Below are 16019 nucleotides of genomic sequence, written 5' to 3'. Positions count from 1 at the left end.
CGATGCCGCACAACCACAATGCGCCCCGCCTGAGCGTGCCAATGACGACAGTCGTGCACGGTCAGGTCGCATCACGTCACGGGAGCGCAGTGCGTTCCCTCTGAAAGCAGCAGAGACCGGAACAGGGGAACAACGCATGTCCAGCCATAGCGATCGCGCAGCCATCTGCGCGGCGGTGACGCCGTTCGAGCGCGCAGACACATCCGCCCGCCTGGGCTGGTGGCGCGCCACCCTGGCGACCCTGTTGCTGGTCCTGCCGCTGTCTGCCCTGGCGATCGATCTGCAGATCACCGATTTCTCCGATACCGGTTACGACCCGGTACCTGCGGGCACCACGGTGATCTACAACATCAAGGTCGAAAACGGTGCCAACGACAATGCGGCCGGCAGCGTCACGATCATCGACCTGCCGGTCGGCACGGCGTTGGGCAGCCCGGCACCGGCCGGTTGCAGCGCCTCGCCCGGCAGTGCCGGCACGACCCGCGTGGTGTGCACCAACCCCACCTTGACCGCGTCCGGCGCGCCGTACCAGTTCAAGCTGCCGGTCACCACGCTGCAGACCCAGCCGGCCACGATCAGCCTGCATGCAGCGATCGGCTTCGCCGCCGCACTGCCGCCGGCGACCACGCCGATCGTGACGCTGCCGGGCAATGACCCCTTCTTTGCCGGTGACACCAATACCGGCAACAACATCTCCAACCAGACCACGACCATCCAGGCAGCGGCCGATCTGGCGCTGAGCAAGTCCGCCACGCCCGACCCGGTGATCGGCGGCGGCGAGGTCACTTACACCCTCACCGTCAAGAACAACGGTCCCAGCACCACCACCGGCTTCCGGGTGGTGGACACGCTGCCACCCAACGTCACCCTGGTCGGTACGCCCAGCGGTGCGGACTGGAGCTTCAGTGCGCAGGACGGCACCTACAACGGCACCCTGGCCGTGGGCGCGAGCGCGAGCTATCAGTTCCGCGGCAAGGTCAACGTCGGCACCGGCAACATCGTCAATGCCGCCGTGGTCAATGCCGGCTCGGTACCCGATGCGGTGCCGGACAACAATGCCGCGCAGGTGACCACCGCGGTCACCGCCGGTGCCGACCTGGCGATGTCCAAGTCGGTCTCGCCGGCCCCGGCGGCAGCCGGTTCGGTGGTGACCTATACCCTGACCGCGCGCAACGATGGCCCGAGTGCGGCCACCGGCGTAGTGGTGACCGACGCGATGCCGGAAGGATTCGTGATCACTGGTGGCGTGGCGCCGGCCGGCTGGACCTGCATCAGCAATGCCGGAGCGAGCGCACGCACCTGCACCTTGGCCGGCAGCTTCGCGCCGGGTGCGCAGGCGATCATCACCATCACCGCGCAGGTGCCCTCGACCGGTACCAACAGCAGTGGGGTGGTCAGCAATACGGCAGAGATCCGTGCGGCCACGCCGGACCCGGTGCCGGGCAACAACAGTGGCACCGTTGGCCTGACCGTCATTCCCGATGGCGCCGACCTGCGCATGAGCAAGTCCAAGGCCCCGCTGCTGGTGCCGGTGTGGAACGGCGCCGGCGTGCGCAGCGACAGCATGATGACGTCCACGTTGGGCGTGCAGAACCTGGGGCCGCGCACGGTGACCAGCAATCTGCAGGTGGTCGATACGCTGGCACCCGGCGAGGAGTGGGTGGATGCCAGCGGGCAGCCGATCCTGCCCGGCACCTCGGTGGTCGTGGGGCGGTGGAGCTGCAGCGTCGACCGTGTCTGGGCCGTCGGTCGGGCACAAACGGTGACCTGCACCCTGGCCACCGGCTACCCGGTGGCTGTCAATGCCAACGCGCCCGCACTGGCGCTGCAGACCCTGGCGCGCACCGCCGGGGCGCTGCGCAACGACGCCTGCACCGGTGGCAGCGGCGGCTCGCTCGAGCCGGGTACCGCCGGCGGCATCGATCGCGACCCGAACGACACCAATGACTGCGCCGGTGGCGAGAGCCGTGCCACCGACGACCGTGCCGACCTGTCGATCACCAAGCAGACCAACGCGACGGGCGAGGCCGACAACATCATCCGCAACAGCGACGCCTCGGTGAGCTACACGCTGACCATCCGCAACGGCGGCGCAGCCACGACTGGCGTGGTGGTGAACGATCCGATCCCGGGCTTCGTCAACGGGATCACCACGGTGACTGCGGACGCCACGCCGGCAGGCTGGACCTGCCGCCTGATTGGCAGCGCGTGGGTGTGCGATGCGGGTACCACGGTGCTGGGCCGCAACGAGACCGCGGTCGTAGGCTTTACCGTCAACCGCGGCCTGTTCGACAGTCAGAACCAGCCGGCCGGCACGTGCGGCGGTCAGCCGCTGCTGCCGGGTCGCTTCTGCAATACGGCCGGTGTCCGTATCAATCCGGCCATCCCCGGCGCGCTCGGCGAGATCGACCAGAGCAACAACACCGCCTCGGACTGGGTCCAGATCGATGCGGTGGCCAATGTCGCCACCACCCGCAAGGACATCACCTCGGGTACTCCCGGGCGCGCCGGCGTCAACACGATCTATCGCATCACCTACCAGAACATGGGGCCATCGACGGCACGCGGTGTGGTCTTCAGCGACCTGTTCACGCTGCCTGCCAACGATGCCGGCTTCGTGCTGCTTTCCGCCCTGCGCACCGGTTCGGACGCAGCGGAAAAGGCGTGCAAGGTCACCACGACCGACCCGTCGGTCAGCTCCGCACCGGCGCCCGGCGGCACCTCCTGGTTCAACACCGGTGGCGCACCGGCCACGCTGCGCCTGACCTGCACGCCCAAGGACATGGCCAACAACTCCACGGAAACGATGACGGTGGAGATCCGCCCGAACGTCAACAGTGGCAATACCGGACGCCAGTTCACCAACACCGGTGGCTTCCATTTCGACCTCAATGGCGATGGGACGCCGGACCCGTCCAGCGGCACCGATGCCAATGGCCGTACCTACGATTACAACAGCCGCACCGACGACGACACCAAGGACGCCACCTTGCCCTTCGACGCCGGTCGCGTGGATCTGATTGTCAACAAGATCGACCAGAACTTCATCGGCGCGGTGGACCCGCTGGGCTTCGACTCCCGCACCGGGATGGAAACCAACAACTACATCTACTACCAGATCAGCGTGCGCAACGCGGGGCCCTCGCTGGCCACGCATACGATGATCGATGACACCATCAGCCCGCCGCCCGGCGCCAGCGTGAGCCTGGTCGGCAGCAAAACCGGCAACATCGCCGGTCCGCAGGGTGCTCTGGAGCCGGTCGGCTCCCGCTGCTCGGTGGCTGCTGGCAGCACCAATCCCAGCACCGGGCCGCAGACCATTTCCTGCACCATGCCCAGCGCCGGTGTCCCCACGGCCGACCAAGGCGTCATCACCGCCAACCAGACCAGCTATCTGTATCTGGTCTACCAGTACATGACCGCACCGCCGGCGACCGGCGAAACGCTGAAGAACTCGGTCACCGCACGGTCCTCTGAAGCAGAGAGCGACACCAGCAACAACACCGCCACCCAGGAAACCAGCATCCGCACCCGCGCGGACCTGGAAATGAAGAAGTCCAGCGTGGTGCTTGCCCCGAATGCCGACCCCGCCCAGGCCTTGCCGGCGGCGGCAGGCACCGTCAGCCTGCACCAGCCGTTCTGGTTCGTGCTGGACGTGATCAATCACGGCCCCGGGCACAGCCTCTCGCGCGATCGCAGCGGTACCAACCCGCTCAACGGCGATGGCGTGGTCGTCACCGATACCCTGCCCGAAGGGCTGGAAGTGCTCGGCGGCGCGGCTGCGATCACCTGGCAGAAGCGCGGCGCCACTGCGGACCCGGGCGTGCAGACCACCGGCCTCGGCAACTGCCTGCTGGTGGGCCGCACCGTCACCTGCCGCATGGGCGACCTGGCCTTGGACGGGCAGGTGCGCGTGCTGATTCCCGCGCGCTGGACCACGCTTCCGGCCAACGGCAATGGCCTCAATACCGCCAAGGCCACCAGCGACCAGCTCGATCCGGAGCCGGGCAACAACGAGGACACCACCACCCACACCGTGGTGCGTTCCTCGCTGGCCGGCGTGGTATTCCAGGACCGCGACCGCGACGGTGCCAACGGTGGCACGCTGCAGAGTGGTGAGCCGCTGATCTCCGGCGTCACCGTGCACCTCAGTGGTGAAGACGCATACGGCAATGTTGTTTCGCTGGATGCCACCACCGACGCGCAGGGCGCCTACCGCTTCGAGAACCTGGCCCCGGCCGGTACCGCCGGTTACACCCTGACCCAGAGCCAGCCGACCGCCTACGTCAACGGTCCGGTTGCGCCGCCGTCAACGGGCGCGCAGGCGCCGTCGGCTGGTGGTGTCTTCGCCGCGGTAACGCCGGTCACCAGCGCCGATTCGGTCTACACCACGATCGCGTTGGGTGCGGGCGTGGATGCCGTGCGCTACAACTTCCCGGAAGTGCGTCGCCCGTCGTTGTCCGGCGTCGTCTACGTGGACAGCAACTACAGCAATGTGCGCGATGCCGGTGATGCGCCGATCGCCAACGCCACCATCGAGCTGCTCGATGCTTCCGGCACCGTGCTGGACACCCGCACCACCGGCAATGACGGCAGCTACAGCTTCATCGGGCTGGACCCGCTGCAGGTCTATACGCTGCGCGAAGTGCTGCCGGATGGCAGCTATCGCAACCGCCCCAGCGCGATCAATCCCGGGCTGATCGGCGGCGTCGCCTGCACGAGTTGCACGGTGACCACCGGCGCGAGCGGCGATGCGCCCACGACGGACCGCATTGTCGGCATCGATCTGTCCAGTGGCGACGACGGTACCGCGTTCAACTTCGGCGAAGACGCGATCACGTCCATCTCCGGCCACGTCTACCTGGACCGCAACGGCAATGGCGACTTCGACGCCGGTGACGCCGGCGGCCGCGGCTCGCAGCCCAATGGTGGCCTGCTGGATGTCACCATCACCCTGACCGGCGCAGGCCCGGACGGCCTCTATGGCACCGCCGACGATCTGCCGCCGATCACCGTGCAGACCGATGCACAGGGCCGTTACACCTTCGACAACCTGGTCGTGGGGCAGCACTACCGGATCACTGAAACGCAGCCGCAGGGCTACGCCGATGCGGCCGAGAACCCGAGCAACCAGATCGACATCACCGCGCTGCCGTTGACCGGTTCCAGCGGCAATGACTTCGGTGAGAAGCTCGGCTCGATTGCCGGCTCGGTCTACGAAGATTTCTCCAACGCGGCCGCCGGCAACAACAACGGCCTGCGCGACAGCGGCGAGAACCCGATCGCCAACGTGATCGTGACGCTCACCGGTACCGATGTGCTCGGCAATCCGGTCACCCTGACCGCGACCACCGACGCCGATGGCGCCTACCGCTTCAGCGATCTGCTGCCGGCCCAGGCGGGCACCGGCTACACGCTGACGGAAACCCAGCCGGCCACGTACCTGGACGGCAAGCACACCGCCGGCAACGCCGCCACGCCGGGCAGCACCGCCGTGCCCAACGTGATCTCCGGCATCGCCATCGACGCTGGACAGGACGCTACCGGCTACCTGTTCGGTGAGCTGGCCAACGCCCCGATCAGCGGCACGGTCTACCTGGACCGCAACGATGACGGCGACAACAATGCAGGCGACGTCGGTATCCCCGGCGTGCAGGTGATCATCGTGGGTGCAGGCCCGGACGGTGTGTTCGGCACCGCCGACGACACCACCGAAACGCTGGTGACCAATGCCGATGGCCATTACAGCTATCCCGGCGCCGTGGCCGGCCAGGATTACCGCATCACCGAGACCCAGCCGACCGGCTTGGCCGAGGGTCGCCAAACCCCGGGCAACCTGATCACGATCACCAACCTGCCCGTGACCGGCTCCACGGGCAATGACTTCGGCGAGCGCGCTGCCGCGCTCTCCGGCACCGTCTACCTGGACCGCAACAACAACGGCGTGCAGGACGCCGGCGAACCGGGCCTGCCCAACGTGCAGGTGCAGCTGCCGGGCGGCACCGTGGATGTGCTGGGCCAGCCGGTCGCGGCGATCGCGACCGATGCCGACGGGCGCTACCGCTTCGACGACCTGCTGGCGGGCACCTATACGGTGACCCAGCAGGCTGCGCAGCCGGTGTTCAACGGTGTCGCCACGATCAATGGCATTACGGCCACCGGCACCATCGACGGCACCGCGGTCGGCACCGCCACCCCGGTGGCGAGCGTACCCAGTGCGATCAGCGCGGTCGTGCTGCCGGCAGGCAAGGCCTCCATCAACAACAATTTCGGTGAAGTGCTGCCGGTGTCGATCTCCGGCACGGTGTTCTTCGACGCCGACAACAATGGTGCGCAGAGCGGCGCCGCCGAAACCGGCATCGAAGGGGTCACCATCGAGCTGACCGGCACCGACGACACCGGCGCCAGCGTCACGCGCAGCGTGCAGACCGACGCCGATGGCCGTTTCGCCTTCGCCGATCTGCGCCCGGGCACGTACACCCTGACCGAACCGCAGCAGCCGACCGGCACCAGCAACGGCATCACCACCGCGGGCACCGTCGACGGTGTCAGCCGTGGCACCGCCACGCCGGTGACCACCGTGCCCAGCCGCATCAGCACGATCGATCTGTCCACTCCGGGCATCGCCTCGGTGGACAACCTGTTCGGTGAGATTCCGCTCAACAGCGGCATCAGCGGCAAGGTCTGGATCGACCGCAACAACGATGGCGTGGTCGACCCCGGCGAAACCGGTCTGGCCAACGTCACCATCACCCTGACCGGCACCGACCTGGTGGGCAATCCGATCACCCGCGACACCGTGACCGATGCCGAGGGCAACTACAGCTTCAGCGACCTGCCGCCGGGCACCTACACGGTCACCGAGCCGGACCAGCCGGCGGGCACCCGTGACGGCCGTACCGTGGCCGGCAGCACCGGTGGCAGCGTGACCGCGCCGGGCAGCACGCCGTCGAAGATCACCGGCGTGGTGCTGGGCGTGAACCAGCAGTCGGTGAACAACAACTTCGGTGAGATCCCGACCGGCAGCATCGCCGGCCGGGTCTACAACGACAGCAACGACAACGGCGTGGTCGACGCAGGTGAGGGCGGCATCGCCAACGTCACCGTGGTGCTGACCGGCACCGATGATCTGGGCCAGGCGGTCTCGATCACGCTTACCACCGATGCCGAAGGCCGCTATCGCTTCGACGAGCTGCGTCCGGGCACCTATACGGTGACCGAGCCGACCCAGCCGCCGCAGACCCTCAACGGCATCACCAGTGCCGGCGCCGTGGACGGTGTCGTCACCGGCGTGGCCACCGGCCGCGACACGGTGCCCTCGGCGGTCAGCCAGATCGTGTTGCCGCTGGGCGGGGACTCGATCGACAACAATTTCGGTGAGATCGGCGATTCGCCGGACATGCTGGTCACCAAGACCGCGGGCAGCGCACGCTTCACCGTCAACAACATCGCCACGTACACCCTCCGGGTGCGCAATGGCGGGCAGCAGTCGTCGCGCGGCGAATACACCGTGCACGACCGGCTGCCGCAGGGGCTGACCCTGGCGGCGGCGCCGAGCGGGACCGGTTGGGTCTGCACCGGCGCAGTGGGCGACACCCGCTTCGATTGCCGCAGCCAGCAGGTGCTGGCCGCCGGCGCCACCTCGGTGGACACCATCGAGGTGCAGGTGCTGGTCGGTGCTGCCGCCGCGGAAGCGGGTACCGTGAACAATGCGGTGCTGGTCGAAGGCGGTGGCGAGAATGAATTCCGCGCACCGACCCCGGCCGAGCGCGGCGCGTTCGAGGGCGATGTGACCCAGCTGCCCGAGTGCGTGGAAACGATCCAGTTCAACGCCTGCCGCGTGCCCAATGCCGTCCAGCTGGCCGCCTCGGTCGGCGGTACGGTGTGGTACGACATCGGCAGCGATGACCAGCTGCTGGACGGCGGCGACAAGCGCCTGCCATCGTGGGTCGTCGAGCTGGTCGACCCGGCCAGCGGCCAGGTGGTGAAGACCACCACGACCGGTGCCGACGGCAGCTACCGCTTCGGCGACGTGGTGCCGGGCGTGACCTGGAACATCCGCTTCCGCGATCCGACCTCCAACATCCTGTGGCCGAATCCGGTCACCCGCGAAACCGTGGCCGGGATCCAGGAAGCCTGCGACGCACCGGCCGCCATCGCGCGCGCCGGGGTCAGCGCCTGCCGGATCAACGAGAACGGCACCAGCCAGCTGGAAGTCGTGCTCCGCCCGGGCCAGCACCTGCCGCAGCAGAGCCTGCCGGTGGATCCGTCGGGCGTGGTCTACGACGCCACCACCCGCGACCCGGTTCCGGGCTCGATCGTGACCCTGGCGCCGGTCGGCCTGTGTGCCGGCTACGACCCGCGCACCTCGGTGCTCAATGCCGGCAGCGGCGGCTATCGCCTGGAAGGCAGCGCGATCTCGATGACGGTGGGCAGCGAGGGCTTCTATCAGTTCGCCTTCGGCCCGGCCGCGCCGGCCCGCTGCGAATTCCAGCTCACCGTGACGCCGCCGGGCAGCTATCAGTTCGTCTCGTCTCTGATCCCACCGCAGGGCGGCTCGCTGTCGCCGGCCGGCAGCGCCGGTGCCAACCACTTGGTGCAGCCGAATCGTCTGGCACCGACCGGTGCGGTCGGCATGGCGACGCAGTACTACCTCGGCCTGTTCGCCGGCTCGGACACCGCGGCCATCATCAACAACCACCTGCCGCTGGACACCGCGGTAGCGACCGGCCTGGCGATCAGCAAGAACGGTGACCGCCAGACCGCGGAGATCGGCGACACCGTGCAGTACACGATCACCATCCGCCAGACCGCGGGCAGCGCGCTGCGCACGGTCAACGTGATCGATCGCCTGCCGCGCGGCTTCACCTACATCGACGGCACCGCGCGTGCCGATGGCCGCGCCGTCACCGATCCGTCCGGCAAGCCGGGCCCGTTGCTGGGCTTTGATGTCGGCCCGATCACGGTCGGTGGCCAGATCGTGCTGACCTACCGCGTGCGGGTGGGCGTGGGCGCGCAGCAGGGCGATGGCATCAACCGCGCACAGGCGTTCGGCTGTGCCTTCAGTGGCGGCTGCATCGACACCGGCAGCCTCACGCCGCTGCCGGGTGCATTGCCGTCCAACCGTGCCGAGTACCGCGTGCGCGTCACCGGCGGTGTATTCACCGACCAGGCCTGCGTGCTCGGCAAGGTGTTCGTGGACTGCAACAACAACCACGTGCAGGACCGCGAAGAACTGGGCATCCCCGGCGTGCGGCTGTACTTCTCCGACGGCACCTGGGTGATCAGCGATTCGGAGGGCAAGTACAGCTACTGCGGCCTGCCGCCGCAGAGCCACACGCTGAAGGTGGATGCCAGCACGTTGCCGCTCGGCGCGCGCCTGACCACCAGCAGCAACCGCAACCTGGGCGATGCCGACAGCCTGTTCCTGGACCTCAAGAACGGTGAGCTGCACCGTGCTGACTTCATCGAAGGCAGCTGTGCCAACCCGGTGCTGGAGCAGGTCAAGGCCCGCCGTACCCAGGGTGAGGTGCGTGCGCCGGAGACCGAGACCGGGCAGCCGCCGCTGCGTTTCGACAGCAAACCCGCGCGGGCGCCGCAACAGGCGACCGACTCGGCCAACCAGAGACCGATCGTGCAACCCAGAGCCCATCCGCCCGCTGCCGGCGCTTCGACGGAGGGCCAGCCATGAGCCGCGTCGCGACGTTGTCCCGCCTGCCGCGCCTGAGCCTGCTCGCCTGCGCCCTGGCTGCCGTGCCGGCCATGGCGCAGAGCGTCGGCAGCCCCGGCCGCTTCACGCCGGTGCTGGGCGATGCCAGCACCTTGTACCCGCGCAGCCCGGCCAGTACCGATGCTGCCCCGCGCGCGCTGGACAGCGCGGTGCCGGGCACGCTCGACCGGATCCTGGTCGAGTTGGACCGTGATGGCGTACCGGCCGATGGCCAGAGCGCCGTGCATGTGCGTGTGCAGCTGCTGGACGCCGCCGGCCGCGCGCTGGCCGGCACCACCTATGCCACGATCGAGACCAGTGGTGGCCGCATCCGCCTGCCCGGCTCGCGCACCGATGAACTCGGTCCGGGCGCGCTGGACGCCGACAAGGTCACTCCGGGCATCCAGCTGCAGGTGGTCGATGGCGTGGCCGAATTCGACCTGCTTGCCCCGCATGAGCCGCAGGACGTGGTGCTGCGCATCACTGCCGGCGCCGAGACGGCGCAGGGCACGATCGGGTTCCTGCCGGAAATGCGTGAGCTGCTGGCCACCGGTCTGATCGAAGGCGTGGTCAACTTCCGCCGGCGCAGCAACGCCGGCCTGATCTCGCCGGTGGAGCATCACGATGCCTTCGACCGTGACATCCGCCGCTGGGAACGCCAGTTCAACAACGGCAAGGCCAACGCCGCCGCGCGCACCGCGTTCTTCGTCAAGGGCCGGATCAAGGGCGAGTACCTGCTCACCGCCGCCTACGACTCGGACAAGGACACCCGTGGTCGCCTGCTGCGCGATATCCAGCCCGAAGAGTTCTACCCGGTCTACGGGGATTCTTCGCTGCGCGGCTTCGATGCGCGTTCGGCCGAGCGTCTTTACGTGCGCATCGACAACCAGCGCAGCTACCTGCTGTACGGCGACTTCCAGACCGGCGATACGCTGGCCACCGCAACCGGCATCGGCGGCAGTGGTGCGATCCCGCAGCGCAGCCTGGGCACCTACAACCGCACCGCTACCGGCCTGGGCTGGCATTTCGAAAGCGAGCGCGTGCGCAGCAACGTGTTTGCGATGCAGGATTCGCTGCGCCAGGTGATCGAGGAGTTCCGCAGCCAGGGCAGTGGCCCGTATGCGCTGCGCAACAACGCCGTGCTGGAAGGCAGCGAGCGGGTGGAGGTGATCGTGCGCGATCGCAACCAGCCCACCCGCATCACCTCGGTGCGCTCGCTCGCGCGGTTGGTCGATTACAGCTTCGAACCGTTCTCCGGCCGCATCCTGCTCAATCAGTTCCTGCCGGCCTTCGACAGCGATCTCAATCCGGTGTCGCTGCGCATCACCTATGAGCTGGACCAGGGCACCGAGAAGTTCTGGGTGGTCGGCGCCGATGCGCAGGTCAAACTCACCGAGCAGCTCGAGGTCGGCGCGGCGGCGGTCGATGACCGCAATCCCTATGCGGAGTTCAAGATGGGCAGCGCGAACGCGAGCTACCGGTTCGGCGCCAACACGCTGCTGGTCGCCGAGTTCGCGCGCACCCGCAGCGAGGTCAACACCAACTCGATCAACCAGATCACCTCGCAGGGCCTGAAGGACATCACCGGGGAGGTCGAGGGCGATGCCTGGCGGGTGGAGTTCGCGCACAGCGCCGACAAGCTCGACGCCCGCGTATTCGCCGCACGTACCGATCCGGCCTTCAACAACCCGGCCGCACCGTTGTACGGTGGCCGTGGCGAGTACAACGCGCGGTTGGCATACCGGGTGGGCCCGCGGCTGGAACTGTATGTGGAAGGCCTGCGCAGCGAGGACCGCAACCCCGATGGCGGCAAGCGCGACGCCGGCGGTGCCGGTGTACGCATCGGTGCTACCGAACGGCTGACCGTGGACCTGGGCGTGCGCAGCATCCGCGAGACCATCGGCGTGACCTCGCCGTGGTCGTCCGGGGTGCCGTTCGGCAATGCTGGCGGTCTCACCGGTGGGTTTGCGACCGGATCCGGTGGCGGCGCACTGGGCTACGGCCAACAGGCGCTGGATCCGCTGACCGGCCTGATGGTCATCAACGGCAGCAGCAGTGGCAGCCCGATTACCAGCGACCTGCCGGTCGGCACCGAGCTGGAATCGGACAGTGCCCGGTTCGGCCTGGGCTACCGCCTGAGCGATCGCCTCAGCGCGGGTGCGGAAGTGGAGCACAGCGTCAGCGGCGAGGACCGCAAGCGGCTGGCGGCCGGCCTGGATTACCAGGTGTTCGAACGCAGCCGCGTGTATGGCCGGTATGAGAAGCAGACCGGCCTGACCAGCGCCTACGGCATCACCACCACCGACCGTGAAGCCGATGCGCTGGTGTTCGGTATCGACAGCAGCTACCTGCGCGATACCCAGACCTTCAGCGAGTACCGCCTGCGTGACTCGATCAGCGGCCGCGATGTGCAGGCCGCCTCGGGTATCCGCAACAACTGGGACATCCGCGAAGGCCTGCGCCTGGCCAGCTCGGCCGAGCACGTCAAGGTGATCGACGGCAGCACCGGGGACAGCACCGGCCTGGCACTGGCGCTGGACTACAGCGCCAACCCGCTGTGGCGCGGGGCGATCCGTGCCGAGCACCGCATCTCCGAAGACGTGCCCGATACCGAGGCCAACGAGGCGTTCAACACCACGCTGCTGCAGTTCATGCTCGCCCGCAAGCTCAGCCGTGACTGGACACTGCTGGCGCGCAACTATCTGCTCAGCACCCGCTACGAGGCCCGCGGCGATGTGCTGCAGGATCGTTTCCAGCTCGGCGTGGCCTACCGCGATGTCGACCGCAACCGGATCAACGCGCTGGCCCGCTACGAGTACAAGCTGGAGCGCGATGAAAGCGGCCTGACCCTGTCCGACGGCAACACCATTGATGGCAGCAGCCAGGACGTACGCACCCGCGCGCACATCGTCTCGGCGCATGCCGACTGGCACCCGTCGCGACCGTGGTGGTTCACCGGCCGCGTGGCCGGCAAGTGGCAACAGGACCAGTTCGCCTACACCGACAGTGCACGGGTCAACAGCCGCTTCCGCGCGATGCTGTTCTCCGGCCGCGTGGTGTACGACATCACCGAGAACTGGGATATCGGCGTGCTGGGCTCCACCTTCCGTGGGCAGAGCGGTGCCAACCAGTACGCCTACGGCATGGAGGTCGGCCGCCTGCTGCGGCAGAACCTGTGGCTGTCGGCCGGCTACAACTGGAGCGGCTTCGCCGGCGATCGTGACCTGAACGGTTACGAGTACACCCAGCAGGGCGTGTTCCTGCGCCTGCGCTTCAAGTTCGATGAAGACCTTTTCCGGCCGGACCCCGTCCGCTACCGCGACCCGGCACGCTGAGGATGCCCTGATGACGACCCTTTCCCCGATTGACCGTATTGCTCCGTCGCTGCTTGCCGCGGCCCTTCTGGCTGCCGTGGCCGGTCCCGCCGGCGCGCAGCAGGCGCAGTTGGTGCCGCAGCAGCAGCGCATCACCGATGAGGCGATCCATGCCGACCATGGCACCTATGAGGCCACCCAGGGCCGCATCCAAGCGCTCAATGACGGTGGGCGGCCGATCCGCGACTACCACCTGTCCAAGGCGCAGTGCTGGCTGGACGTGTCCTTCCACGAGTACAGCCGCAACGATCGCAGTGCGTTCCCGCAGCAGGCGCTGACCGAATCGGAGAAGCTGATCATCGGCATGGAGCAGGGCGTCTCGCCGCTGCCCACCGATACGCCGCTGGTGAACAACGCCAAGTACCTGCGCGATGACCTGTGGCAGCGCCTGCGGGTACTGCACGGTGCGCCGGGCTTCGTGTGCGCGCAGCAGCAGGTCGCCTGTGGTGAGGTCGAGCTGGTGCATGCCGGCAATGAGTTCAACCAGCAGCAGTGGCGCCATTCCAAGCCGTATATCCAGATCGCCGAGGAACTGGTCAATGACGCCGAGGCGCTGGCCCGCCAGTGCGACGTCGCCCCGGCCATCGTCGCTGCGCCGGGGCCATTGGTGGCCAATGTGCTGTTCGAGTTCGACCGTGATGCGTACCGCGACATCCGCACCTACTCGCTGGAAAGCGTGGACCGCGCGCTGGCCAGCATCGCCGATGAGTCACTGCAGCTGGACGGTGTGACCCTGGTGGGTCATGCCGACCGCATGCAGGGGCGTGGCTTCGATGCCAACCAGGCGTTGTCCGAGCGGCGTGCCCGTACCGTGCGCGAGCTGCTGATCGGGCGGGGTATCGATCCGGATCGCATCCGCTATGAGTACAAGGGCGATACCCAGCAGGTGCAGCAATGCGATGGCGTGCGCCCGCGGGCCGCGCTGCTGGAATGCCTGTTGCCGAACCGGCGGGTGGAGGTGCGGTTCGAGGTGACGCGCTGATCCGCCTGCGCGATCAGCGCTGTCCGCGGCCGGTCTGCACGTCCTGATCCACTGCGGGACGTGCAGGCTCCTGGCGTGGCGGAAGCCAGGCCATCGGCCGGCTTCCGGCCAATGACACCCAGCCGCAGGCCATCGCCCGTGCGGGGTCGTGCAGCAGGCTGTACAGATCCACATCACGGCCAGCTTCTTCGCCCCAGAGCATGGCCCAGGCATTGTGGCCACTGCGGCGGGCACTCTGCAGCGCTCGATCGGCTGCGCGCAGGCTGTCCTCCAGCGTAGCCGGTGCAGTGGGGAACAGCGGCAGGGGGGCCACCCCGAGAGTGGCGGTGAGCGTCAGGTGCTGGCCCGGGCCGATATCCACCACCAGCCGTTCGATCGCCGCGCGCAGGCGATTGGCCAGCGCCTGGGCCGCTGCGGCGGCGGTATCGTGACGGACCACGAGGAAGGTGCCGCCCGCCCAGCGGGCGATCCGATCATGGCGGTCGCTGTGCTGGCGCAGGCATCGGGTCACCGCACGCAGCACGGCATCCCCCGCTGCCTGGCCATGCTGCTCGTTCAGCGCCTTGAAAGCGTCCAGTTCCAGCAGCATCACCACGCTGCGCTGCCCGCCTCCGGCCTTGGCCAACTCCAGGCTCAGCAGCCGCTCGGCCTCACGGCGGTTGACTGTACCGGTCACCCAGTCGGTACTGCTCAGCAGCGCCAATCGCTGCCGCTGCCGCCGCATGCGCAACAGGAGCACCGTGGCGACCGTGACGACCACCAGCAGGGCGATCAGCGCGCCGTTGCGAAGCACACGGACGCGGTCCAGATCCTGCACCGCATTGACCTCGGCCGGATCGATGCTGCGCTCGGCAGTGGCCTGCAGCTTGGCCAACTGGTTGAGGATGTCACCCTTGCTGCGCGCGCTGTCGATCGCCCGTGCCTGGCGCGCGTAGCCCAGGGCCTGTTCGCGGTGGCCCAGCAGGATATGGATGTCGCCCAGCAGGTCCATGCCCTCGCGGATCTCATCGTTGAACTGACCGCGTTCGGCCTGCATCTGGGCCTGCTCGGCCAGCGGACGTGCGGCTTCGGCACCGTGCTGGTCGATGGTCAGCCGGGCAAGCCGCTGCAGTGTCACGATGTGGCCCTGGGGATCTTGCCTTGCCTGCCAGCTGAGCACGCTGCGGAACCGGGCCTCGGCGTCGGCCAACTGGCCGCGCAGACGCTGGACTTCAGCGCGATGGCTGGCGATGCGGTACAGGAACAACTCCTGCCCGCCCAGCCGCGTGCCGATCGCCTCGGCCCGGCTGAAGGCCGTGTTGGCTTCCTCATGCCGCTGCATCCGCAGCAGTGCGTAGCCATAGTTGTAATACAGGATGAGATCGCCCGGGTTGGGCGGCCGGCGCATGTGCTGGCTGAGTACCGTGGCTTTCTGCAGATACGTCAGCGCCCCCTGTGCGTCACCCATTGCATCGCCGCGGATCATGGCGATCTGCATCAGCGCGGCGATCTGGCCCTGCACGTCACGCTCGCGCACCGCGTCTTCAAGGAAGGTGTTGGTCAGCGTCAGGGCCTGGCTGTGCTCGCCACGCCAGAGCAGCAGGTGTGCGGCCATGGAGTGCGCCCGCAGCCTGTCTTCCTTGCCCGCATCGGCGCGCGCAGCGGCGGCCTGCAGCCTGTCAGGCAGATCGAGGGTCTGGCCCAGCTGGCCCTGCGAGCGCAGCGCGATGCCCAGGCAGCCCAGCGCACCGATCTCGATCGAGGCGGGCAGCGAGGGGGTGGCCAGCAGGCTGCGCGCCATGCTCAGCGACAGGCGTGGCTCACTGGTCAACAAGGCGTGACACTGTTCGACCTGCGCGGTCAGCGGCACCGTGTCGGCGGAACGCTGCGCCATCGCAGCGGACGGGGCCAATGCGAACAGGCAGACAAGCGCGGACAGTCCGCGACGGACCAGCGACAACGTACGCATAGGAGC

At 68.1% G+C, this 16019-nt stretch carries 4 protein-coding genes; 3 read left to right on the top strand and 1 reads right to left on the bottom strand.

Features of this window, described 5'->3' with window-relative positions; genetic code table 11:
- Window positions 1-136 precede the first annotated feature (136 nt).
- Genes BCL79_RS11540 through BCL79_RS11530 form a run of 3 tightly spaced genes read left to right on the top strand, consistent with a single transcriptional unit; the run spans window position 137 to window position 14065 of the window.
- Window positions 137-9691 (top strand): SdrD B-like domain-containing protein, encoded by a 9555-nt coding sequence (locus BCL79_RS11540; RefSeq protein WP_121040992.1) that lies wholly within the window; start codon window positions 137-139, stop codon window positions 9689-9691.
- The gene (locus tag BCL79_RS11535; RefSeq protein WP_121040990.1) at window positions 9688-13044 is read left to right on the top strand and encodes an Ig-like domain-containing protein; all 3357 of its coding nucleotides are present in this window, start codon (window positions 9688-9690) and stop codon (window positions 13042-13044) included. The genes BCL79_RS11540 and BCL79_RS11535 overlap by 4 nt, the downstream gene beginning before the upstream one ends.
- A 10-nt stretch (window positions 13045-13054) precedes the next feature.
- Window positions 13055-14065, top strand: coding sequence for an OmpA family protein (locus BCL79_RS11530; protein ID WP_183073730.1), 1011 nt, complete (start codon window positions 13055-13057; stop codon window positions 14063-14065).
- Between the two features lie 13 nt (window positions 14066-14078).
- On the opposite strand, the gene BCL79_RS11525 is transcribed toward BCL79_RS11530, so the two are convergent.
- Window positions 14079-16013: a GGDEF domain-containing protein gene (locus BCL79_RS11525; RefSeq protein ID WP_183073729.1), complete on the bottom strand. Its 1935-nt coding sequence runs from the start codon at window positions 16011-16013 to the stop codon at window positions 14079-14081.
- Between the last annotated feature and the right edge of the window lie 6 nt (window positions 16014-16019).

The sequence above is a fragment of the Stenotrophomonas rhizophila genome (assembly GCF_003651185.1).
Taxonomy (GTDB): Bacteria; Pseudomonadota; Gammaproteobacteria; order Xanthomonadales; family Xanthomonadaceae; genus Stenotrophomonas; species Stenotrophomonas maltophilia_Z.
Note: the sequence above shows the minus strand (reverse complement) of the source record. Positions and strands in the feature narration are given on the sequence as shown.